The following is a 20,581-nucleotide window of genomic DNA, read 5'->3' as shown; positions in this document are numbered from 1 at the left end:
GCGCCGCCTACTCAGTGCCCGCTGGCGCCTGACGCCCCGATTCCGGTCTCCGATCGCACCTGCTGCGCCAGAAAGCCGTTCTTGTCGATGGTCGCGCGATCGCTGGCATCCAGAATCGAAAAGAGCCAGATGCCCAGGAAGGCCATGGGCATGGAGAACAGGCACGGTGATGCGAAGGGAAACAGGGATGAACCGGCCGGATGACCGAGCGTCGCTTCCCATACCGATGGAGAGACCACCGTGAGCGCGACCGAAGAGACGAGCCCAAGAAAGCCGCCGATGACGGCGCCTCGCGTTGTGCAGCCCTTCCAAAGCACCGACATGAACAGGACCGGGAAATTGGCGGAGGCGGCAATCGCGAATGCCAGCGACACCATGAAGGCAATGTTCTGTTTCTCGAACGCGATGCCGAGCAACACTGCCAGCGCGCCCAGTGCCACCGTCGTGATTTTCGACATGCGCAACTCTGACTTGCTGTCGGCCTTTCCCTTCTTCACGACGGTCGCGAACAGGTCGTGCGAAACCGCCGATGCGCCGGACAGCGTCAGTCCTGCGACGACCGCGAGGATCGTCGCGAAAGCCACCGCCGAGATGAAGCCGAGGAACACGTTGCCGCCCACCGCACTGGCCAGATGGATGGCCGCCATGTTGCCACCGCCGCGCAGCAGCCCGTCGGCGTCCAGAAAGCGTGGATTCGTCAGCACGAAGCTGATGGCACCGAAGCCGATGATGAAGGTGAGCAGGTAGAAGTAGCCGATCCAGCCCGTTGCCCACATCACCGACTTTCGCGCTTCCTTTGCACTGGGCACCGTGAAGAACCGCATCAGGATGTGCGGCAGGCCGGCCGTGCCGAACATGAGAGCCATGCCGAACGAGATCGCTGAGACAGGATCCTTGACGAAATTGCCCGGGCCCATGATCGACTGTCCGACCGCCGCGGCCGCTTCCGCGGTCTTCCCGTCCTTCAGTGCGAGGTCGGTCTTGATGTTGACGGCGCCCGCGAACATGGCTTCCGGGCTGAAGCCGAAGTGCCACAACACCGACAGCGCCATGAAGGTGGCGCCGCCCAGCAACAGTGCGGCCTTGATGATCTGGACCCACGTGGTGGCGGTCATGCCGCCGAACAGCACGTACACCATCATCAGCGAGCCGACGATGACCACCGCGATCCAGTATTCAAGACCGAACAGCAGCTTGATGAGCTGCCCAGCGCCCACCATCTGCGCGATCAGGTAGAAGGCCACCACGACCAGCGTGCCCGAAGCCGCGAAGATGCGGATGGGAGATTGCTTGAAACGAAACGCAGCCACGTCCGCGAAGGTGAACTTGCCAAGATTGCGCAGGCGTTCCGCCATCAGGAAGGTGAGGATCGGCCAGCCAACGAGGAAGCCGATCGAATAGATGAGGCCGTCGTAGCCCGCTGCCATGACCGCCGCCGAAATGCCGAGGAAAGAGGCGGCGGACATGTAGTCACCTGCGATCGCCAGGCCATTCTGGAACCCCGTGATGCCGCCCCCGGCGGTGTAGAAATCCGAGGCCGACTTCGTCTTTGCCGCGGCCCACTTGGTAATGAAAAGAGTGCCGACCACGAACAAGCCGAACATGCCGATGGCCGTCCAGTTCGTTGCCTGCTTTTGCGCCTGGCCGAGGTCGGCGCCGGCGGCCATCACGCCGGAAGACAGCGCGAGCAGCGCAGCCAGAGCCAGCAAGGCGCGAAGTGCATGGGTGTGCCGGTTCATCACAACACCTCCTTGCGAACGGCTTCTGAGAGCACGTCGAACTCGGCGTTAGCGCGACGGACGTAGTAGGCGGTAATGAGGATCGTGAACACGATCACCCCAAAGCCAATCGGCATGCCGACGGTCATGACGCCTTCACCCAGCCTTTGAGCGAGGAAGGGCTTGTTGAACGCCACAAGCAGCACGAAGCCGTAGTAGACGATCAGCATGAGCAGCGTGAGCATCCAGCCGAAGCGCGTGCGCTTGGCCTTCAACTCCTTGTACTTGGGTTGGCTGACGATCCGTCGAACCAGTTTGTCGTCCATGGGGTCTCCTGCAAATGACTGGGGGCCGATGCGATTGGAAGCCAGGGATATTTCCGTGAGCTTGCGCTAGCTCAAAGTTCGCAGCCTGAAGTGCCTCCAACATCTGCGAACCCTTCAAGGAGAAATGCATGAGTCAGCTCGACGTATCCAAGGCCCCAAAGCAGTACCCGCCGCCGGAGCGGCTTCTTCGCTCGGCGCATGTCGCTGGCCGCGCGGCATACGAATCGCTCGCGGCGGAGGCGGACGCCGACTACGAGGGGTATTGGGCCCGGCTGGCGCGGGAGTTCGTGGCTTGGAAGAAGCCCTTCACGCAGGTGCTCGACACCAGCCGCGCGCCGATTTTTGAATGGTTCGCCGACGGCACGCTGAACGTGTCGTACAACTGCCTCGACCGCCACGTGGAAGCCGGCGGCGGTGACAAGGTGGCGATCATCTTCGAGGCGGACGACGGTGCCGTGACGCGCATCACCTACTCTGAACTGCTTGCGAGAACGGCCCGGATGGCCAACGCGCTGAAGGCACTGGGCGTTGGCAAGGGCGATCGCGTGGTCATCTACATGCCGATGTCGATCGAAGCCGTGATCTCCATGCAGGCATGCGCCCGCATCGGTGCGGTGCACTCTGTCGTCTTCGGCGGCTTCTCCGCGCAATCGCTCCATGACCGGATTGCGGACACCGGCGCATTGGCGGTGGTCACCGCGGACGAGCAGATGCGGGGTGGCAAGGCTCTGCCGCTCAAGGCGCTGGTCGACGAGGCACTGGCACTGGGCGGTTGCGAGACCGTGCGCGAGGTGATCGTCTACCGGCGTACCGGCGGCGCGGTCTCGTGGCAAAACCGCGACCACTGGATGCATGAAATCACGGCAGCGCAGCCTTTGCATTGCGAGCCTGAGTGGGTGGGGGCCGAGCACCCGCTCTTCCTTCTCTACACGTCCGGCTCGACGGGCAAGCCGAAAGGGGTGCAGCATTGCAGTGGCGGATATCTCGTGCATGCGGCCGTGACCACGCAATGGACCTTCGACATCCATGACGACGATGTGTTCTGGTGCACGGCCGACATCGGCTGGGTCACTGGGCACACCTACATCGCCTATGGACCATTGGCTATTGGAGCGACGGAAGTGGTGTTCGAAGGAATTCCGACCTACCCGGATGCCGCACGATTCTGGAAGATGATCGAGCGCCACAAGGTGACAGTGTTCTACACGGCGCCGACGGCCATTCGGTCTTTGATCAAGGCTGCGGAGGGCCATCCAGACGTGCATCCGCGCAATAGCGACCTGAGCAGTCTGCGCGTGCTCGGATCTGTCGGCGAGCCCATCAACCCGGCAGCCTGGGAGTGGTATCACGAGCACGTCGGTGGCGGTCGTTGCCCCATTGTCGATACCTGGTGGCAGACTGAAACAGGCGGCCAGATGATCACGCCACTGCCGGGCGCCACGACATTGGTGCCGGGTTCGTGCACGCTTCCCTTCCCGGGCATCATGGCGGCCATCGTGGATGAAACCGGTGGTGACGTGCCCAACGGCCAAAGCGGGCTGCTGGTGATCAAGAAGCCCTGGCCAAGCATGATCAGAACAGTGTGGGGCGACGATGCGCGCTACGCCGCAAGCTACTTTCCTTCCGAACTGCGCGGCTACTACCTCGCGGGTGACGGTGCGGCCAGAGATGCGGAAACCGGCTTCTTCACCATTGGGGGGCGCATCGACGACGTGCTGAACGTCAGCGGACATCGCATGGGTACGATGGAGATCGAATCCGCACTTGTGGCTTGCACCCATCTGGTCGCCGAGGCGGCTGTCGTGGGGCGCCCTGACGAGACCAGCGGCGAAGCGATCTGCGCCTTCGTCGTGCTCAAGCGTGCAAGGCCGACTGGGGAGGAGGCGCGCAAGCTGGCCATCGAGCTGCGAAACTGGATCGGCAAAGAGATTGGCCCTATCGCCAAGCCCAAGGACATCCGCTTTGCCGACAACCTGCCGAAGACACGCAGCGGAAAGATCATGCGTCGGCTCTTGCGCTCCGTGGCCAAGAACGAAGCCATCACCCAGGACATATCGACGCTGGAGAACCCGGCGATCCTGGAGCAGCTATCCGAAGCGCACTGAGGTAGCGTCGTCCATGGCAGCTGTCCGCGACGCTGGAGGACGCTGATTGCAGCCCTGTCGCGGGAGCGGGTCCGCCTCGGAGTTCTGAAGGGGCTTGTGCTTCGTGGGCGGGACACCGCCATCACTCCCGGCGCCCCTGCGTGAGTTGCTGCACGATCGCGTCGCGACTGAAGCGCTCGGCTCCCGTTGCAGCGGTATTTGTCCAGCTCGGCACGTTCAGCAGCAAGTAGGCGGCTAAGCCTTCCAATCGGGGTTCATAGCTTTTGCGTAGCTGCTCAATCGCGCGCAAGCTGGCCTCGTCGCTACGCCAGCTTGGCAGGATCCCTCGCATTGCCCGTGTGAGATGCTTCAGGGCCGCGGCATCCATACAACGAGCCGAAAGCTGATGCGCAGGCGCCACGCGCAGAGATTCGCTGGCTTCATCGAGGACTCGCCTCAAAGCGCAGAAGGTGGCGGTCGCTTGGTGACGGCGTGAATCGTCGGCACCCGCGATCAGCAACGTGCACACATCCAGAACCACCGCGAGAGAGCCAAGCCAGGAATGGCCTTCGTGCTGAGATCGGTAATACGCCAGCATGGGATAGACGGCTTGGCTCTCGATCAGATCGCTTGCCCAGATTTCCCAGCCCCTCAGCCACCGCTCAAGTGCCTCCGGGCTGTCATGCGCGTGCCAGGCGAGCAGTGCCTCGGCGGTGGGAGGCGAGCCCGAGCGCGCGGAGAATTCAATGAGTTGTAGATCTCGACGGGTGAAATGTTGGTAGAGCACGGGCAAGTAGCCAACAGTCAGCGCGATAAAGCCAAAGCCCACGCCGGCTTCGAAGATCACCAACAGCCGCGCGAGGCGATGGTGCGGCACGTTGTCGCCGTAGCCAAGCGTGAAGAAGGAGTCTCCGCTGATGATGATCAGGTCAATCAGTGCGTCAGCCCCGGCGGTGTGCACCAGGCGTTGAAGGGCCCAGTGAATCAGTCCAAACCCAATGATCAGGCTCCAGCCCCACAGGGCGAAGAGCATCACCATTGCCAGCGGTCCGTAGACTCCAATAAAGTCCTCGCGCCGGCGGCCTAAAGGCCAGACCTTGGCGCATCGGGCCCACAGGTACCAGGTGGTTTGAAAGAAATACCGGTTCAGCCGCACTCGCCGACGCACTGGCCGCGGCAGCAGAACCACTTCAAAGGCGTCGACGAGGGTCGCCAGAACCAGGATTGCACCTATGAGCAAGGCGATCGCTGGCATCGTAGTTCGTCCAGAAAACGGTTGTTCAAGGGCAAGTGAGAGCGACTGAAACTCGAACCGTCTTCGCCAGCCTTTCAGCCGCTCGACGGCCCGGTGGAATTCAGTGCGTTGCGCTCCGGCGAACATCTGGCCATGACACTTCCATGCCCATCATCGCTCGAGAAACACTGTGTCAACCGCCGGTGTAGAGACGCTGCGTCGAGCTTCGACTCTGTGCGCGGCTATTCGAGCGAGAGCGCGGCCGAGGGCAGATGCACCTTGACGCTGTCCGATACGGACTGAGCCTTCGTGGCAGCCTCCGATGCGCGCACCAGCAGCACGGGAATGCGCGCATGACGCAGGATGTGTTCTGCACTGCTGCCCATCACGAATCGATCGATACCACGACGGCCGTGAGTGCCCAGAACAATCAGATCCGCGTGCCAGTTGTTCGCCTCGGTCGTGACCTGCTCGTAGACCGGCCCCATGACACGATCGCACAACAGGGTATCGGCTTCTACGCCCGCCGCTTCAGCGGTTGCCTTCGCTGCATCGAGGATGCGCCCTCCGCCGTCGCGCAACTGCTTCATCCATTCGCCGGGATGGCCGGAGTAGGCATCCAATGCCAGGGAGAACGAAAGGTCGTCGATGACATGCAGCATCCGCAGACAGCCTTTGGTGATCTTCGCGAGTTCGATGGCCTCGTTCAATCCGCGCTGAGAGGTCGGACTGCCGTCGACGGGAACCAGAATGCGTTGGTACATGGCGTGCTCCGGAGGTAGATAGGTCCCTCAGTATCGGAGCCCCACCCTGGAGAGATCTTGATGTGGCGCAAATCCAGCGCAGAGTGCCGCACCCAGGATGACGCATGCAATTGCTGTTGGCGGGAACACGGGTGTGGCGATGCCTTCCCTTTGGGAATCTACGATCGGCTTCTGTCAGGCCCGCGGCAATCAGCAGGCCCGTCGCGCCGAGCGTAGCCATGACGAAAGCGATCGCCCTGAGCGCCGTGGATTGCTTGGTGCTCATTTGCACTGGGCTCTACTGAATCTTCAGCGTTCGGCTGGCGGAGCCTTCGCGCTGGGGCAAGGTGAGACGTAGCACGCCGTCTTCGAGCTTGGCCACGGACGTCGCTGAGACAGTCGTCAATCGGCAATCTCAGTCTATGTAAGGGCGTCCACAGGCTACTTGCGCTCGATCAAAATCAGGCGTGTCGAACTCGGGCCCCGAAGGCCTGGGATATCTTGCCCGCGCTGCCCGATCGCGAGATCCGCAACTGATGCGCGGCGACTCGAACTGGCGCCGTGCATTTCCTGACCGAGCCGATTGGACTTGGCGACCGTGGCGTCGTTGCCCCGGCCCGCCATTCAGTTTGTTCCAGTTTCAATCTCCGGCGCGTCTGCTTGCGAAGGCGCGGATGATCCGTTGTCGGCCTTCGACTCAGACCCCGTCGCGCGCACCAGAAGGACAGGCACCGGCGCGTATCGCAGGATATGTTCGGCACTGCTGCCCAGCACCAGCCGCCTCACCCCGCGGCGGCCGTGCGTGCCGACGACAATCAAATCCGCCGCCCACTTGGTAGCCTCGGCCGTGACCATTTCATGAACCGCGCCGTGGAAGCTTTCGCTCAGCACGGTCTCGACCTCCACATCCGCTTTTGTCGCAATCCCCTTGGCCTCGTTGAGCACACCTTGGCCGGCCTTGCGCAAGAGGCCCAGCCAGTCCCCGGAATAACTTGAATACGCGTCCATCGCGACCGCAAATGAGAGTTCGTCGACCACATGAATAAGACGCAGGCGGCCTTTAGTGAGTTGGGCGAGATGGATGGCCTCGTCCAAACCGCGGCGTGATGTAGGACTTCCGTCAACCGGAACAAGAATTCGTTGGTACATGGCGCGTTCCTTTGGCAATGGAGATGTGACCAGTATCGGATCGTCCCAGCGTCGCCCATTGATATGGCGCAAGCGAGGCCTCGGTTGGGTGCGCAACGCTGAATCTCAAGCCGCGCATCGCAGCCCCAGGCCAGGATCACGCAACGACCGTCCCGAAGAAAGTGCCCGCGGCATAGGTCACGGCCATCGCGAATGCACTCCAGAAGGTCACGTCGCAAGCTACTTTCCTTCCGAACTGCGCGGCTACTATCTCGCGGGAGACGCTGCGGCCAGAGATGCGGAAACCGGCTTCTTCACCGTTGGGGGGAGCGGGGGTGACGAGACCGCCATTGGCTTGATTCAGATCAAGCTTCGCGTGCAAGACAAGCAATAGCCTCGGCCGATGCAAGCTGTGCTCTCGTTTGGTCAGGCAGTGCTCGACGATCCGGCCGAATGGGCGGGGTTCGGCCGCGCCATCGACGGAGACCCGGCCACGGGGCGCTGGGAATCGCAAGTCGTGGTCGACGGCATGCGTTGCGCGGCCTGCGCGCTCGCCGTTGAAGAGGCCGTGGGCCGGGTGCAGGGCGTCGAACGCATCGACGTGAGCGCCGCCAGCGGACGCGCCCGCATCGTCTGGTCGGCGGCCACAGTTCGGCCTTCGCGATGGTTCGAAGCGGCGGCAGCAGCGGGCTATCCGCTGGTGCCGGCCGGTGATATGTTTGCGCGGGCGCGGCGCAAGCGAGAGGGCCGCCTTGCACTTTGGCGCTGGCTGGTGGCGGGCTTCTGCATGATGCAAGTGATGATGTACGCGTATCCCGCTTACATCGCGCGTCCGGGCGACATGTCTGCGGATGCCGCCCAATTGCTTCGCTGGGCCTCCTGGGTTCTCACGCTGCCTGTCATTGCCTTTTCGTGCGGCCCGTTCTTCCGCAGCGCCCTGCGCGATCTGCGCGTGCGTCGCATAGGCATGGATTTTCCGGTCGCGCTCGGCATCGCGATCACCTTCAGCGTCAGCAGTGCGGCGACGTTCGATCCTCAAGGGCGGTTGGGCGAACAGGTGTATTTCGATTCACTCACGATGTTCGTCTTCTTCCTGCTCACCGGTCGTTGGCTGGAGTCGCGACTTCGGGACCGCACCGCCGGCGCACTCGAGGCATTGATGAACCGGCTCCCCGACAGCGTCGAGCGGCTCGGTGGCGACGGAACGTTCTCGCGCGTCTCGGTGCGCCGGTTGGCGGCAGGCGACGTCGTCAGGGTCCTGCCGGGTGAAGCATTTCCGGCAGACGGCATCGTGATTGACGGCAACACGATGGCCGACGAGGCGCTCTTGACCGGCGAATCGCGCCCTGTGCAGCGCTCGCAAGGTGCGCACGTGCTCGCCGGAAGCCACAACGTCGCGTCGATGGTGCGTGTGCGGGTTGAGTCAGTGGGACAAGACACGCGTTTCGGACAGATCGTCGCATTGATGGAAAGTGCTTCGCTGCAGAAGCCGCGCCTGGCGCAAATGGCCGACCGCGCCGCAAAGCCCTTCCTGCTTGCCGTGCTTGCCGCGGCTGCGCTGGCGGCAGTGTTCTGGTGGAACGTCGATTCCGGAAAGGCGCTGATGGCGGCCGTCGCCGTGCTGATCGTGACATGTCCCTGTGCGCTGTCGCTCGCCACGCCGGCCGCAATGCTCGCGAGCGCAGGGGCATTGGCTCGCAGCGGCGTGGTCGTCCGCAATCTTCAGGCATTGGAAGCCCTTGCGTCGATCGACACGGTGGTCTTCGACAAGACCGGCACCCTCACGCGCGATCTACCTCGCCTGGAGCGCGTCTATTGCCGTCGCGGCTTGCGGCCTGGTGATGCGCTCGAGATCGCTGCCGCATTGGCTGCGCAGTCGCTGCATCCCGTTTCGCGCGCACTCGTGAATGCATGGAATGCGCAGTTCCGCTCGTCACCTTCGTGGGAGGCCTTGGAGACAACGGAGCACCCGGGCAACGGTATCGAAGGCCGATTGCTGCGGAAGGGGAGCATCGACCGCCTCGCACGCCACGTGCATCTGGGATCGGCCTCGTTCTGCCGCGTGCCGACTCTGCCTTCGGACGCCATGCACGTGCATCTCGCCGACGAGCAAGGATGGACCGCGACCTTCGTTCTTGCGGAGGATCTTCGTGCCGACGCCAAAGCTGCGGTCGCTGCGCTCATGGCGCAAGGAGTGGCCGTGCAGTTGCTCTCCGGGGATCGCGGCGCCGCCGCACAGGAGGTCGCCGGGCGAGTCGGAATCCCGGACGCGCGTGGCGACTGCATGCCCGAGGAAAAGCTGCGCGCGGTGCAAGAGCAGCAAGCGCGCGGACGCCGTGTTGCGATGGTCGGCGACGGATTGAACGACGGCCCTGTGCTCGCGCAGGCGAATGTGTCGTTTGCCTTTGGCGGCGCAGTTCCGCTGGCGAAAGCCAGGGCCGACTTCATCGTGCTTGGCGATCAGCTTGCCGTGATTCCGCAGGCCATCGAACAAGCCCGCCGCACGCTTCGCACAGTGCGGCAGAACCTGGGATGGGCCGCTGCCTACAACACGCTTTGTGTGCCACTGGCCTTCATGGCCTTGCTTCCGGCGTGGCTGGCGGGCCTCGGTATGGCGGCAAGTTCTCTGGTGGTGGTACTCAACGCCGCGCGCCTGGCGCGGCAGGCAGGAAGCTGAACGCCAATGGACATTCTCTTTTTGCTGATTCCGTTCTCGGTCGTGCTCGTGCTGGTGATCCTCGGCGGGCTTTGGTGGGCCGTCGATGGTGGGCAGTTCGAGGACATCGAGCCCGAGGGCGAGCGCATCCTGCGAAGCGATTGATCTGCATCAAGCCTTTGGTGGTGGTCCCCCGGGACACTTGCCCGAGTTCAAGGAAGGACCTGATGATGCAATCTCCGAATTCTCCCGCTGCGGTGTACAGCGACACCGCAGTCCGGCAGTTCGCCATCATGGCTGTCGTATGGGGTGTGGTGGGAATGCTGGTCGGCGTGATCATCGCGTCGCAGTTGGCCTGGCCGCAACTCAACTTCGGAGTTCCGTGGCTCAGCTACGGGCGGCTTCGGCCCTTGCATACCAATGCGGTGATCTTCGCCTTCGGCGGATGCGCCTTGATGGCGACCAGCTTCCACGTGGTGCAGCGCACTTGCCAGACCCGTCTCTTTGCGCCCGGCCTTGCGTCTTTCGTGTTCTGGGGATGGCAGGCGGTCATCGTGGCTGCCGCCATCAGCTTGCCCATGGGCTACACCAGCGGCAAGGAATACGCGGAGCTCGAATGGCCGATCGACATCCTGATTGCATTGGTGTGGGTGGCCTACGCCATCGTCTTCTTCGGCACCATCGGCACTCGCAAGGTGCGCCACATCTATGTGGCCAACTGGTTCTTCGGGGCGTTCATCATCGCTGTGGCTCTGCTGCACATCGTCAACAGCGCGGCAGTTCCTGCTGGCTGGATGAAGAGCTATTCGGCGTATGCCGGTGTGCAGGACGCCATGGTCCAGTGGTGGTACGGGCACAACGCCGTGGGCTTCTTTCTGACGGCGGGCTTTCTCGGAATGATGTACTACTACGTTCCGAAGCAGGCAGGCAGGCCGGTGTATTCGTACCGCCTGTCGATCGTGCACTTCTGGGCGCTGATCTTCACGTACATGTGGGCGGGGCCGCACCATTTGCACTACACGGCCTTGCCTGACTGGACGCAGTCGATCGGCATGGTGTTTTCGCTGATCCTCCTTGCGCCCAGTTGGGGCGGCATGATCAATGGGGTGATGACGCTCTCTGGTGCCTGGCACAAGTTGCGCACCGACCCGATCCTGCGTTTCCTGATCGTGTCGCTGTCCTTCTATGGCATGTCCACCTTCGAGGGCCCGATGATGTCCGTCAAGACCGTCAATGCCCTCTCGCATTACACGGACTGGACCATCGGCCACGTGCATTCGGGCGCCCTCGGCTGGGTGGGCTTCATCACGATGGGCTCTCTCTACTACCTGATTCCGCGGCTCTACAACCGGACCGAGATGTACAGTGTCAAGGCCATCGAGCTGCACTTCTGGATGTCGACGATCGGGATCGTTCTCTACATCGCGGCCATGTGGATCGCGGGTGTGATGCAGGGGCTGATGTGGCGCTCCATCAATCCCGACGGCACGCTCACCTACACGTTCGTCGAAGGGGTGAAGGCCACCTATCCCTACTACATGGTTCGCGTCGTCGGCGGTCTGCTCTACCTGGGCGGCATGCTGGTGATGGCTTGGAACGTGGCCATGACGGTCGTCGTGGGCCGTTCGATTCGCATGGTCATCCCGACGCCAGCGCTGGCAAGTGCCTGAGGAGATTCGATGAGCACCAGTACCCCGAAGTCCGGCTTCTCGCACGAGAAGATCGAGACCAACAATTTCCTCATGATCGTGCTGGTCCTGCTGGTCGTCGCCATCGGCGGACTGGTCGAGATCGTGCCGCTGTTCTTCCAGAAGTCCACCACGGAGGCGATCACGGGCCTGAAGCCGCCAACGCCGCTGCAGGTTCTGGGGCGCGACATCTACGTGCGCGAGGGTTGCTACAACTGCCATTCGCAAATGATCCGGCCCTTCCGGGCCGAGACGATGCGCTATGGCCACTACTCCGTGGCCGGCGAATTCGTCTACGACCACCCGTTTCAGTGGGGCAGCAAGCGCACTGGTCCCGATCTGCACCGGGTGGGTGGCAAGTACAGCGACGAATGGCATCGCATTCACCTGAACAATCCGCGCGACGTGGTGCCGGAGTCGAACATGCCGGCCTATTCATGGCTCGAGACGACTCAGGTCGATCCTGGTGAAGCCCCCGCGCACATGCGCGCCTTGCGTCATGTCGGCGTGCCGTTCACCGACGAGCAGATTGCCGGTGCGTCGACTGAAGTCAGCGGCAAAACAGAGATGGACGCGCTCGTCGCGTATCTGCAGTCCCTCGGACTTGCACTGAAGTAGGGAGCCTTCGATGGACATCACCACCTTGCGCACCTTGGCGACTCTGGTTTCCTTCGCCACCTTCATCGGAATACTCGTCTGGGCCTACTCCCGCCGACGCGCAGAGGGCTTCAACGAGGCGAGCCGCTTGCCCTTCGAGCAGGACTGACACCATGAGCGACTTCATCCATGAATTCTGGTCACAGTACGTGGCCATTGCGACTCTCTTGAGTATCCTGGCCTGCGGACTGCTGCTTTGGCTTACGGCGCGAGCCAAGGTGCCGGGCGGTGCGGACAACACGACCGGGCACGTCTGGGACGAAGACTTGCGCGAAATGAACAACCCGTTGCCGCGCTGGTGGATGGGCCTGTTCGTCATCACGATTGTGTTCGCTCTCGGCTATCTCTTCGCCTACCCGGGCTTGGGCACCTATCAAGGCCGCCTCGCGTGGAGCACAGATTCCGAATATGCAAGGGACGTCGCCGCTGCCAACCGCGAACTCGAGCCCATTTATGCCTCTTACACGGCGATGCCCGTGGAGCGAGTGGCTGCGGATCCGGGAGCCATGGCCATCGGCGAGCGACTGTTCCTGAACAACTGCGCGCAATGCCACGGCTCGGATGCGCGCGGGGGCAAGGGATTCCCCAACCTCACCGACAACGACTGGCTGCACGGAGGTACGCCCGAGAAGATCAAGGAAACGATCACGCTCGGCCGCATCGGGGTGATGCCGCCCATGGCGCAGGCGGTGGGCACGCCGGAGGACGTGAAGAACGTCGCCAACTATGTGCTGAGCTTGTCCGGGAGTCCACATGATTCCGTGCGGGCCGGCCTGGGCAAAAGCAAGTTCACGGCTTGCGCGGCCTGCCATGGCATCGGTGGCATCGGAAACACAGCGGTAGGCGCGCCAAACCTGTCGGACAGGATCTGGCTGCATGGCTATGGACAGGAGGCGATCATCTCAATCATCAACACCGGCAAGACCAACCAGATGCCGGCGCAACAGGGGCGCTTGACGGAAGCGCAGCTCCACGTGCTGACATCGTTCGTCTGGGGCCTGTCGAACAAGCCCGGTGCATCCGCCGCCGCGCCTGCGCCTGCCACGCCTTGAGGTCAAGCAATGCCAGATTCCGCGCCTGACTCGAACATGCCCAAGGGTCGGGTGATCCCGATCGCGGTGGCCGACACAAGCGTCGGCCTCTATGAGGCGCACAAGAAGGTCTACGTCCGCTCCGTCCAGGGGCTGTTCGCACGCTGGCGCTGGGTGATGGTGTTCGCCACGCAACTCTTCTTCTACGGGCTGCCGTGGATCGAGTGGGGACAGCGGCAGGCGGTGCTCTTCGACCTCGGCGCACGGCGCTTCTACATCCTCGGTCTCGTCCTGTATCCGCAGGACTTGATCTATTTGACCGGGCTGCTGGTCATCTCGGCGCTGTCGCTCTTTCTGTTCACGGCCGTCGCGGGTCGCCTGTGGTGTGGCTATGCCTGTCCGCAGACTGTCTATGCCGAGATCTTCATGTGGGTCGAGCAGAAGATCGAGGGCAGCCGCGCCGCACGAATGCGCCTGGACAAGGACCTCCTTTCGACCGAGAAGGTCGTGAAGAAATGGTTCAAGCACGTCGTATGGCTCGGAATCGCGATATGGACCGGCTTCACTTTCGTGGGCTATTTCTCCCCGATCCGCGAATTGGCGCTCGCGTTTCTCCAGACGCGAATGAACTCGTGGGAAGTGTTCTGGGTTTTCTTCTACGGCTTTGCAACCTATGGCAACGCCGGCTTCATGCGCGAGCAAGTCTGCAAGTACATGTGCCCCTATGCACGCTTTCAGAGTGCGATGTTCGACCGCGATACGCTCATCGTCAGCTATGACGCAGAGCGCGGGGAGCCGCGCGGTGTGCACGCCAAGGGCAGCGACCCCCGCGCGCAGGGTCTCGGGGATTGCATCGACTGCGGATTGTGCGTGCAGGTCTGCCCCACGGGCATCGACATCCGCCAGGGGCTGCAATACGAATGCATCGGCTGCGGCCTTTGCGTGGACGCTTGCAACACGGTGATGGACAAGATGACGACCCCGCGTGGCCTGATCCGCTATGCCATGCAGAATGGAATGGCCGGACGCTGGTCCCCGAAGCAGGTGCTTGGGCGCATACTCCGGCCGCGTGTGCTGGGCTACTGCGCCGTGTTGGCTGCCTTGTGCATTGGCTTGCTGGCAAGCCTCGTGCTCAGAACGCCGCTCAAAGTCGACGTGGTGCACGACCGCGGCACGCTTGCTCGCATCGCCGAAGGGGGCCAACTCGAAAACGTGTATCGGCTGCAGATCATGAATTCGACCGAGCGGCCACAACGCTATCGCATCACGGCGACAGGGCTCGACAATCTGCAGCTGGCGCCGCAAGAGCCGGTCGAAGTCGGGCCTGCGCAATCGCGTTGGGTCGCCGTGCGTCTGCAACTGCCATACGGCGGTTCGGCGCCCGGCTCACATCCGGTCTACTTCGACGTGCGCTCGGCGGACGACGGCGCCCGGGTCTCGGAGAAGGCCACCTTCGTGGTGCCACGCTGACAACCAAAGGACACCCCATGACCGGGAACACTGCCACTACCTCCTTGACATGCGCGCCGTGGTGGCGCTTTCCGCTGCTGTGGATGGTGCTGGGTGGCCCGGCCGTGGTGGTGGTCGCCAGCTTCGTCACACTTTGGCTGGCGGTTCGCACGCCTGATCCGGTGGTCTCGGAGGACTATTACAGGGAGGGTATCGAGATCAACCGCGCGCTTGCTGAAAAGAAGCACCTTCCTGCTCTTACCGCGCGGAATCACTCGGCAACGCCCGCTGCGGACGTTCCTCGTTCGAGGCGCTGATGGCCGTGGGAGGACAAGCGGCACTCATCGGCACGGCACTCCTCATGGGGTTGGCGGGCGGGCCGCATTGCGTGGCAATGTGCGGCGCGGCGTGTTCGGGCGTGATCCGGATTGTTCGGGCACCGGAAGGCGGCGTTGCCTCGCTGTCCGGTGGCACGAGCGGCTTCGGCGCGGCCTTGGCGCTGCACGCGGGCCGAGTGGCCGGCTATGCGGCGGCCGGCGCCATCGCGGGAGTGGCGGCGCAGGGCCTGGCTTTCGCGAGCGAACAGGTCGTGGCACTGCGGCCGCTTTGGATGCTTCTTCATGTGTTCGTATTGATTTGGGGTCTCTCGCTGGCGGCGCTGGGGCGTCAACCGCGACTGGCGCTTCAGGCCGGACGCGCGCTGGCACGTCGACTGAGGCCGCTGACAAGGTCGAGCGCTGGTGCTCTTGCAACCGGCGCGCTCTGGGTCTTCATGCCGTGCGGGTTGCTCTACTCCGCTTTGATGCTTGCTGCTTTGGCAAACGGGGCGCTGCAGGGCGCAGCCCTGATGGCCGCGTTCGCGCTGGGCAGCGGCATTTCGCTGGTCCTTGCGCCTTGGCTGTGGCAGTGGCTGCGAACGGGCGCGGGTGTCGTCCGCAAGGAGTGGGGCAGCCGGATCGCCGGGGCTTTGCTTGCGGCCGCGGCGCTCCAGGGCCTTTGGATCGATCTCAGCCACCAACTGGACGGCTGGTGTCGCTGAAGCATCTGCGAGAGCAGGACACCGGATCGATACAAGGAGTTCACGCACTGTTACGGAAGCATCCGGCCTGTTCACGGTCGCGTTGCGCCAGCTTTTTAAGCTGCACTCATCCAACAGACAACGGAGTGCGCGATGAGCGAAACGACAATCAGCCTTTCCCAAGGTGCCCAGTCGGCAGTGAGCCGAATCGCCGACATGCTCCAGCTGATCCAGGACAACGTGCACTTCCAAAGGCGAGTGGTTCGTTCCGGCGAAATCGTATGCGGAGTCGGCCAATCATTCGGGTGTCTCTACATCGTGAATTCGGGCATGTTCAAGTCTGTCAATCTGTCCGGCGAAGGGCGGGAGCAGGTCGTTGGACTTCATTTCAAGGGCGATTGGCTGGGCTTCGATGGCATCGCGACGTCGCACTATCGCTGTGACGCCGTGGCCATGGACACCGGCGAAGTCTGGGCAGTGCGCTATGACGCGCTGCTCAAGGCGGCCGTGCAAACGCCCGCACTGCTCACCCTGCTGCACGAAGCCATGAGCCGGGAACTCGCCCGCGACCACGATTCACTGCTGTCGCTGTGCACTCTGCCGGCCGATGCGCGTGTTGCCGGCTTCCTTCGCTACTGGGCAGAGGCTCTCGCGCAGCGGGGTCTTCGGACGGACCAGATCACCCTGCGGATGACGCGTGCCGAAATCGGCAACTACCTTGGCATGACCCTGGAGAGCGTGAGCCGGGCGCTGTCGCGGATGGCGAGGGGCGATGTGATTCGCTTCACCGAGCGGGGTCGCCGCGACATCCAGATCCCCAAGGTGGAGGCGCTGACCGCCTTCATGCAGCGTTCCGCCATTCCGTTGGCAATGTAGAAAGAAAAGGACCTTGAACGTGATTTCCATTGACATGAACAACATGAAGAAGATGAGGAACATCTGCGCCGCGGCGCTTTTCCTGGCCTTGACCGGCGGAGCCTCGGCGGCCGCTTGCGACGTGGAGATCGAAGGCAACGACGCAATGCAGTTCAACAAGAGCAGCATCGAGGTGCCCCAAAGCTGCAAGCAGTTCACCGTCAAGCTCAAGCACGCAGGCAAGCTGCCAAAAGCGGCAATGGGGCACAACTGGGTGCTGACCACGGCCGCAGATGCGCAGGGCGTGGCAACCGACGGCATCGGCGCCGGCCTGGACAAGAACTACGTCAAGCCGGGCGACGCACGCGTGATTGCGCACACGGCAGTGGTCGGTGGTGGAGAGTCTGGTTCCGTCACCTTCGATACCAGCAAGCTCAAGCCTGACCAGGCCTACGCGTTCTTCTGTTCATTTCCGGGGCACTCGGCAATGATGAAGGGCACGCTCAAGCTCACCAAATGATCGCTCTGCAAAGCGTCGCCGTTTGATCTACGGCAAGGTCGAAACGTCCGCGCAATGTCAACCTTCCGACACCTAGTGGAGAACCGCATGACGCACACGACGACTCGAATCATCCGTGACGAACACTCGGCCTTGTCGGCCATGCTTCGTTCCATCCTGCTGCTGTTGGCGGACCATCGGCGGCAGGGCACGCTTCCTGATTTTGCTGCCCTCCGCGCGATGCTCTTCTATGTTGACGAGTTTCCCGAGAAGCGGCACCACCGCAAGGAATCGGAATTGCTGTTTCCCAAGTTGCGCGCGCGAACGCCGATCTCGCGCGAACTGCTCGATCGGCTGGATGACGACCATGCACGCGGAGAACGGAAGATCCGCGAAGTGGAACACGCGCTCCTCTCGTTCGAAATGCTCGGCGAGCCACGCCGGAAGGCCTTTGAACAGGCGGTCGAGCGCTATGTCGACTTCTATCTTGGCCACATGGCCCTGGAGGAGCGGGAGATTCTTCCGCTGGCGGAAAAAGTGCTGACGCGCGAGGACTGGGCCGACCTCGACGAGGCGTTCAGCGCCAACAGGGATGCCTTGGCGGGTTGCGAACCGGAGCCCGATTACGCCGCGCTTTTCACCCGCATCGTCAACGCAGTGCCCGCACCCATCGGCCTGGGTTACCCGTTCAGAAGGCCGCAGGCCGCCATTTGAGAAGGCGCTTCTCCAGCGAAGTCAGCAGGAAATCGGCAGCCAGCGCGACCACGGCGAGCACGATCATGGCGGCGAACACGCCACTCGCGTTGAAAGCGCCCTGCGCCGTCGAGATCAACAGGCCGATGCCTTCCTTGGCGCCGAGGAATTCGCCGACCACCGCGCCGACCAGTGCAAAGCCGAAGCTCACGTGCAGGCTTGCGAGGATCCAGGACATGGCAGAGGGGATGACAACGGACATCGTCACCTGCCGCGGTGACGCGCCGAGGATTTGCGCATTGGCGATCATGTACTTGTCTGCTTCACGCACACCCTGGAAGGCATTGCCGAAGACCACGAAGAACACCATCACCACGGCGAGCGCCACCTTGGACGCCATCCCGAGGCCGAGTGCGATGACGAAAATCGAACCCAGCACCACGCGCGGTATCGAGTTGGCGATCTGGATGTAGAGGCTGAAGACATCCGACAGCAGCTTGTTGCGGCCCAGCAGAATGCCGCATATGACGCCGGCGATCGACCCGATGAGGAATCCGATGACCGTTTCCTCGAGCGTCACGGCAACCTGCATCCACAGCGAACCTTGCGCGGTGCCTTCCCGCATCCACTCGACGAGCTGGTCCCAGATCATCGAAGGCATCGAGTAGAAAAACGGGTCGATCCACTTGTGGCGCGCGGCAACCTCCCAGCCGCCGAGCACCACCAGCAGCACCAGCACACGCAGCGAAATGATCATGGAGCGTCGACGGCGAATGCGCGCTTGTGCACGTTCGGACTCGCGGGCCAGTGCCTCGTCGCTGAGGACGGCGGGCAGGACTAATTCAGTCATTGTTGAAAACACTCCGGAAAACAGACTTGGGCAAAAGACTCAGGCAAGGACGACTTCCTGGCGCAGGTCGTCCCAGATGTGCTTTGAAAGTTCGATGAACTGCGGCTCGTAGCGCACCTGCGACGTGATGCGAGGGCGCGGCAGGTCGATGTCGTAGACGCGCTTGAGCGTGCCGGGGCGCGCCGACAGCACGAACACCCGATCGGCCAGCGCGATGGCCTCTTCGAGGTCATGCGTAACGAAGACGACAGAGCCGCCCGTGCCCGACCAGAGCCTGAGCAGTTCGTCCTGCATCAACGTGCGGGTCTGCATGTCGAGTGCGGAGAAGGGCTCGTCCATGAGCAGGATCTCGGGGCTGTTGATGAAGGTCTGCGCCAGCGCGACGCGCTTGCGCATGCCGCCCGATAGCTGGTGCGGGTAGTGCCCGCCGAATTTGCCGAGCCCGACGCGGTGGATCCATTCCGCCGCCATCTCGTGCGCTTCCTTCTTCGGCTTGCCCCGGAACAGCGGTCCTGCAGCGACGTTCTCGGTCACGTTGCGCCATGGGAAAACCGCATCCGCCTGGAAGACGAAGCCGATGCGCGGATCGATCCCCTGAACCGGCTGGCCCATCACCCGCACTTCGCCCACCGTGGGGCGAAGCAGGCCGGTGACCATGTTCAGCGTCGTCGACTTGCCGCAGCCCGTCGGTCCGACGATGGCGACGAACTCGCCGCGCGCCACCGACATGCTGAAGTTGCGCAGCGCAACCGTCGCGTTCCCGTCCGCCGAGATGAAGCGCAGCGAAACGTCGCGGAACTGGATGGCAGGCGTCTGCGTCTCGGTCGTGCTCGTCACTTGGCGCTCGCTGCGAGATAGGTGTTGGTGTAGGTCTTCGACAAGTCGATGTTCTTGCTCTTGATGAGCGGCTTGTACGTGGACAGCACCTTCAGCACCGTCTCCGGTCCGCCAGCAGGCATCTTCGCGTCGGCGGTGAACATCGGAAGGGACGCATTCAATGCCTGGACGTACAGGGCCTTGTCGCTGCCGTAGTAGTCGCGCGGCACCTTCTCGGCGATTTCCTCGGCGCTGTGCGTGTGGATGTATTCCATGGTGCGCGCAAAGGCGTGGGCCAGCTTGGCCGCCTGGTCCTTGTGCGACTCGGCCCATGCGTTCTGCACGTAGAAGCTCGCAGCCGGATAGAGGCCGCCGAGCGCTGCCGCCGTGTCCTTCTCGGTGCGCAGGTCGACCAGCACCTTGGCGTCGCCCGTCTTGAGCATCTCCGAGACGGTCGGCTCGGTCGTCATGCCGGCCTGGATGCGGTCCTGCTTCATGGCCGCCACGAAAGTGTTGCCGGCACCGACGGGCAGCAGCGAGTATTCCTTGGTCGCGACACCCTGGCGATCGGCGAGATAGCGCGTGAGGAATTCAGTCGACGAGCCCAGTCCGGTCACGCCAAGCGTCTTGCCCTTGGCATCGGCCATGCTCTTGAACGTGGGCGCCGCCTTGGTCGACACCAGCTCGACTTCACCGGGCACCTTGCAGAACACGGCGATCGCCTGGATTTCCTTGCCCTTGCTCTGCAGGTCGATCGTGTGATCGTAGAAGCCCACCACGCCTTGCACCGCGCCTGCGATCAACTGGTTCTCGGCGTCGACGCCCGCAGGCTGCGACTGCAGCTCCACCGTCAGGCCCTCGTCCTTGAAGTAGCCCAGCGCCTCGGTGAGCTTGGCCGGCAGGTAGATGATCTTGTTGATGCCGCCGACCATGATGGTGATCGGCTCGGCAGCCTGGGCAAAGGGCGCCGCTGCCGCGAAGGCGGTACACAGGGCGGTGGCGAGCAGGTTGCGATGGAAAGCACGCATTGGAATGTCTCCTGAGGGCTGAAAGGAATGACGCGCGACAAGACGTCGCAGGTACGGGCAAAGTCTAGGGATGCGCATCTTTCAGCCGGCTTTCGGTACAGGCGGCGA

General features: G+C 62.9%; 22 protein-coding genes. 13 read left to right on the top strand and 9 right to left on the bottom strand.

Annotation, left to right across the window (positions count from 1 at the left end; genetic code table 11):
• Window positions 1–11: 11 nt before the first annotated feature.
• Complete coding sequence (locus AC1DSF_RS18375) at window positions 12–1,739, bottom strand: cation acetate symporter (RefSeq protein WP_478124046.1); 1,728 nt, start codon at window positions 1,737–1,739, stop codon at window positions 12–14.
• Window positions 1,739–2,044, bottom strand: a complete 306-nt coding sequence (locus AC1DSF_RS18370) for a DUF485 domain-containing protein (protein ID WP_478124045.1) — start codon at window positions 2,042–2,044, stop codon at window positions 1,739–1,741. The genes AC1DSF_RS18375 and AC1DSF_RS18370 overlap by 1 nt, the downstream gene beginning before the upstream one ends.
• A 128-nt stretch (window positions 2,045–2,172) precedes the next feature.
• On the opposite strand from AC1DSF_RS18370, the gene acs reads away from it, so the two are divergent.
• The gene (gene acs, locus AC1DSF_RS18365; protein ID WP_478124044.1) at window positions 2,173–4,149 is read left to right on the top strand and encodes an acetate--CoA ligase; all 1,977 of its coding nucleotides are present in this window, start codon (window positions 2,173–2,175) and stop codon (window positions 4,147–4,149) included.
• Between the two features lie 121 nt (window positions 4,150–4,270).
• Here the strand turns inward: acs and AC1DSF_RS18360 are convergent, their stop codons facing one another.
• The 4 genes from AC1DSF_RS18360 to AC1DSF_RS18345 all read right to left on the bottom strand — a co-directional run bounded on the left by AC1DSF_RS18360 (window position 4,271) and on the right by AC1DSF_RS18345 (window position 7,615).
• Window positions 4,271–5,509: a potassium channel family protein gene (locus AC1DSF_RS18360; RefSeq protein WP_478124043.1), complete on the bottom strand. Its 1,239-nt coding sequence runs from the start codon at window positions 5,507–5,509 to the stop codon at window positions 4,271–4,273.
• A gap of 95 nt (window positions 5,510–5,604) precedes the next feature.
• On the bottom strand, window positions 5,605–6,126 hold the full coding sequence (locus AC1DSF_RS18355) for a universal stress protein (RefSeq protein ID WP_478124042.1): 522 nt from the start codon (window positions 6,124–6,126) through the stop codon (window positions 5,605–5,607).
• A gap of 603 nt (window positions 6,127–6,729) precedes the next feature.
• Window positions 6,730–7,254 (bottom strand): universal stress protein, encoded by a 525-nt coding sequence (locus AC1DSF_RS18350; protein ID WP_478124040.1) that lies wholly within the window; start codon window positions 7,252–7,254, stop codon window positions 6,730–6,732.
• Between the two features lie 136 nt (window positions 7,255–7,390).
• The gene (locus AC1DSF_RS18345; protein WP_478124039.1) at window positions 7,391–7,615 is read right to left on the bottom strand and encodes a hypothetical protein; all 225 of its coding nucleotides are present in this window, start codon (window positions 7,613–7,615) and stop codon (window positions 7,391–7,393) included.
• Window positions 7,616–7,636: 21 nt separating this feature from the next.
• Between AC1DSF_RS18345 and AC1DSF_RS18340 the strand changes: the two genes are divergently transcribed.
• The 12 genes from AC1DSF_RS18340 (at window position 7,637) to AC1DSF_RS18285 (ending at window position 17,800) form a co-directional block, all read left to right on the top strand.
• Complete coding sequence (locus AC1DSF_RS18340) at window positions 7,637–9,910, top strand: heavy metal translocating P-type ATPase (RefSeq protein WP_478124038.1); 2,274 nt, start codon at window positions 7,637–7,639, stop codon at window positions 9,908–9,910.
• 6 nt (window positions 9,911–9,916) lie between these two features.
• Window positions 9,917–10,054 (top strand): cbb3-type cytochrome oxidase assembly protein CcoS, encoded by a 138-nt coding sequence (gene ccoS / locus AC1DSF_RS18335; protein ID WP_478124037.1) that lies wholly within the window; start codon window positions 9,917–9,919, stop codon window positions 10,052–10,054.
• A 65-nt stretch (window positions 10,055–10,119) separates the two neighbouring features.
• On the top strand, window positions 10,120–11,559 hold the full coding sequence (gene ccoN, locus AC1DSF_RS18330) for a cytochrome-c oxidase, cbb3-type subunit I (protein WP_478124687.1): 1,440 nt from the start codon (window positions 10,120–10,122) through the stop codon (window positions 11,557–11,559).
• 9 nt (window positions 11,560–11,568) lie between these two features.
• The gene (gene ccoO, locus AC1DSF_RS18325) at window positions 11,569–12,195 is read left to right on the top strand and encodes a cytochrome-c oxidase, cbb3-type subunit II (RefSeq protein ID WP_478124036.1); all 627 of its coding nucleotides are present in this window, start codon (window positions 11,569–11,571) and stop codon (window positions 12,193–12,195) included.
• 10 nt (window positions 12,196–12,205) lie between these two features.
• Entirely contained in the window at window positions 12,206–12,343 is a 138-nt protein-coding gene (locus AC1DSF_RS18320; RefSeq protein WP_478124035.1) for a cbb3-type cytochrome oxidase subunit 3, read from the top strand.
• Window positions 12,344–12,347: 4 nt separating this feature from the next.
• Window positions 12,348–13,286 (top strand): cytochrome-c oxidase, cbb3-type subunit III, encoded by a 939-nt coding sequence (gene ccoP / locus AC1DSF_RS18315; RefSeq protein ID WP_478124034.1) that lies wholly within the window; start codon window positions 12,348–12,350, stop codon window positions 13,284–13,286.
• 9 nt (window positions 13,287–13,295) lie between these two features.
• Window positions 13,296–14,735 (top strand): cytochrome c oxidase accessory protein CcoG, encoded by a 1,440-nt coding sequence (ccoG, locus tag AC1DSF_RS18310; protein WP_478124033.1) that lies wholly within the window; start codon window positions 13,296–13,298, stop codon window positions 14,733–14,735.
• A gap of 17 nt (window positions 14,736–14,752) precedes the next feature.
• On the top strand, window positions 14,753–15,031 hold the full coding sequence (locus AC1DSF_RS18305) for a FixH family protein (RefSeq protein ID WP_478124032.1): 279 nt from the start codon (window positions 14,753–14,755) through the stop codon (window positions 15,029–15,031).
• A complete protein-coding gene (locus AC1DSF_RS18300) occupies window positions 15,031–15,753 on the top strand; it encodes a sulfite exporter TauE/SafE family protein (protein WP_478124031.1) in 723 nt (240 codons plus the stop codon). Before AC1DSF_RS18305 ends, AC1DSF_RS18300 begins: the two co-directional genes overlap by 1 nt.
• A 132-nt stretch (window positions 15,754–15,885) precedes the next feature.
• Window positions 15,886–16,608: a Crp/Fnr family transcriptional regulator gene (locus AC1DSF_RS18295; protein ID WP_478124030.1), complete on the top strand. Its 723-nt coding sequence runs from the start codon at window positions 15,886–15,888 to the stop codon at window positions 16,606–16,608.
• 52 nt (window positions 16,609–16,660) lie between these two features.
• Entirely contained in the window at window positions 16,661–17,107 is a 447-nt protein-coding gene (gene azu, locus AC1DSF_RS18290) for an azurin (protein WP_478124686.1), read from the top strand.
• Window positions 17,108–17,194: 87 nt separating this feature from the next.
• The gene (locus AC1DSF_RS18285) at window positions 17,195–17,800 is read left to right on the top strand and encodes a hemerythrin domain-containing protein (protein ID WP_478124029.1); all 606 of its coding nucleotides are present in this window, start codon (window positions 17,195–17,197) and stop codon (window positions 17,798–17,800) included.
• On the opposite strand, the gene AC1DSF_RS18280 is transcribed toward AC1DSF_RS18285, so the two are convergent.
• Genes AC1DSF_RS18280 through AC1DSF_RS18270 form a run of 3 tightly spaced genes read right to left on the bottom strand, consistent with a single transcriptional unit; the run spans window position 17,775 to window position 20,473 of the window.
• Window positions 17,775–18,629, bottom strand: coding sequence for an ABC transporter permease (locus AC1DSF_RS18280; protein ID WP_478124028.1), 855 nt, complete (start codon window positions 18,627–18,629; stop codon window positions 17,775–17,777). The genes AC1DSF_RS18285 and AC1DSF_RS18280 overlap by 26 nt on opposite strands.
• Before the next feature lie 39 nt (window positions 18,630–18,668).
• Window positions 18,669–19,466, bottom strand: a complete 798-nt coding sequence (locus AC1DSF_RS18275; RefSeq protein ID WP_478124027.1) for an ABC transporter ATP-binding protein — start codon at window positions 19,464–19,466, stop codon at window positions 18,669–18,671.
• The gene (locus AC1DSF_RS18270; protein WP_478124026.1) at window positions 19,463–20,473 is read right to left on the bottom strand and encodes an ABC transporter substrate-binding protein; all 1,011 of its coding nucleotides are present in this window, start codon (window positions 20,471–20,473) and stop codon (window positions 19,463–19,465) included. The genes AC1DSF_RS18275 and AC1DSF_RS18270 overlap by 4 nt, the downstream gene beginning before the upstream one ends.
• Between the last annotated feature and the right edge of the window lie 108 nt (window positions 20,474–20,581).

The sequence above is a fragment of the Variovorax sp. 01N429 genome (assembly GCF_056399425.1).
Note: the sequence above shows the minus strand (reverse complement) of the source record. Positions and strands in the feature narration are given on the sequence as shown.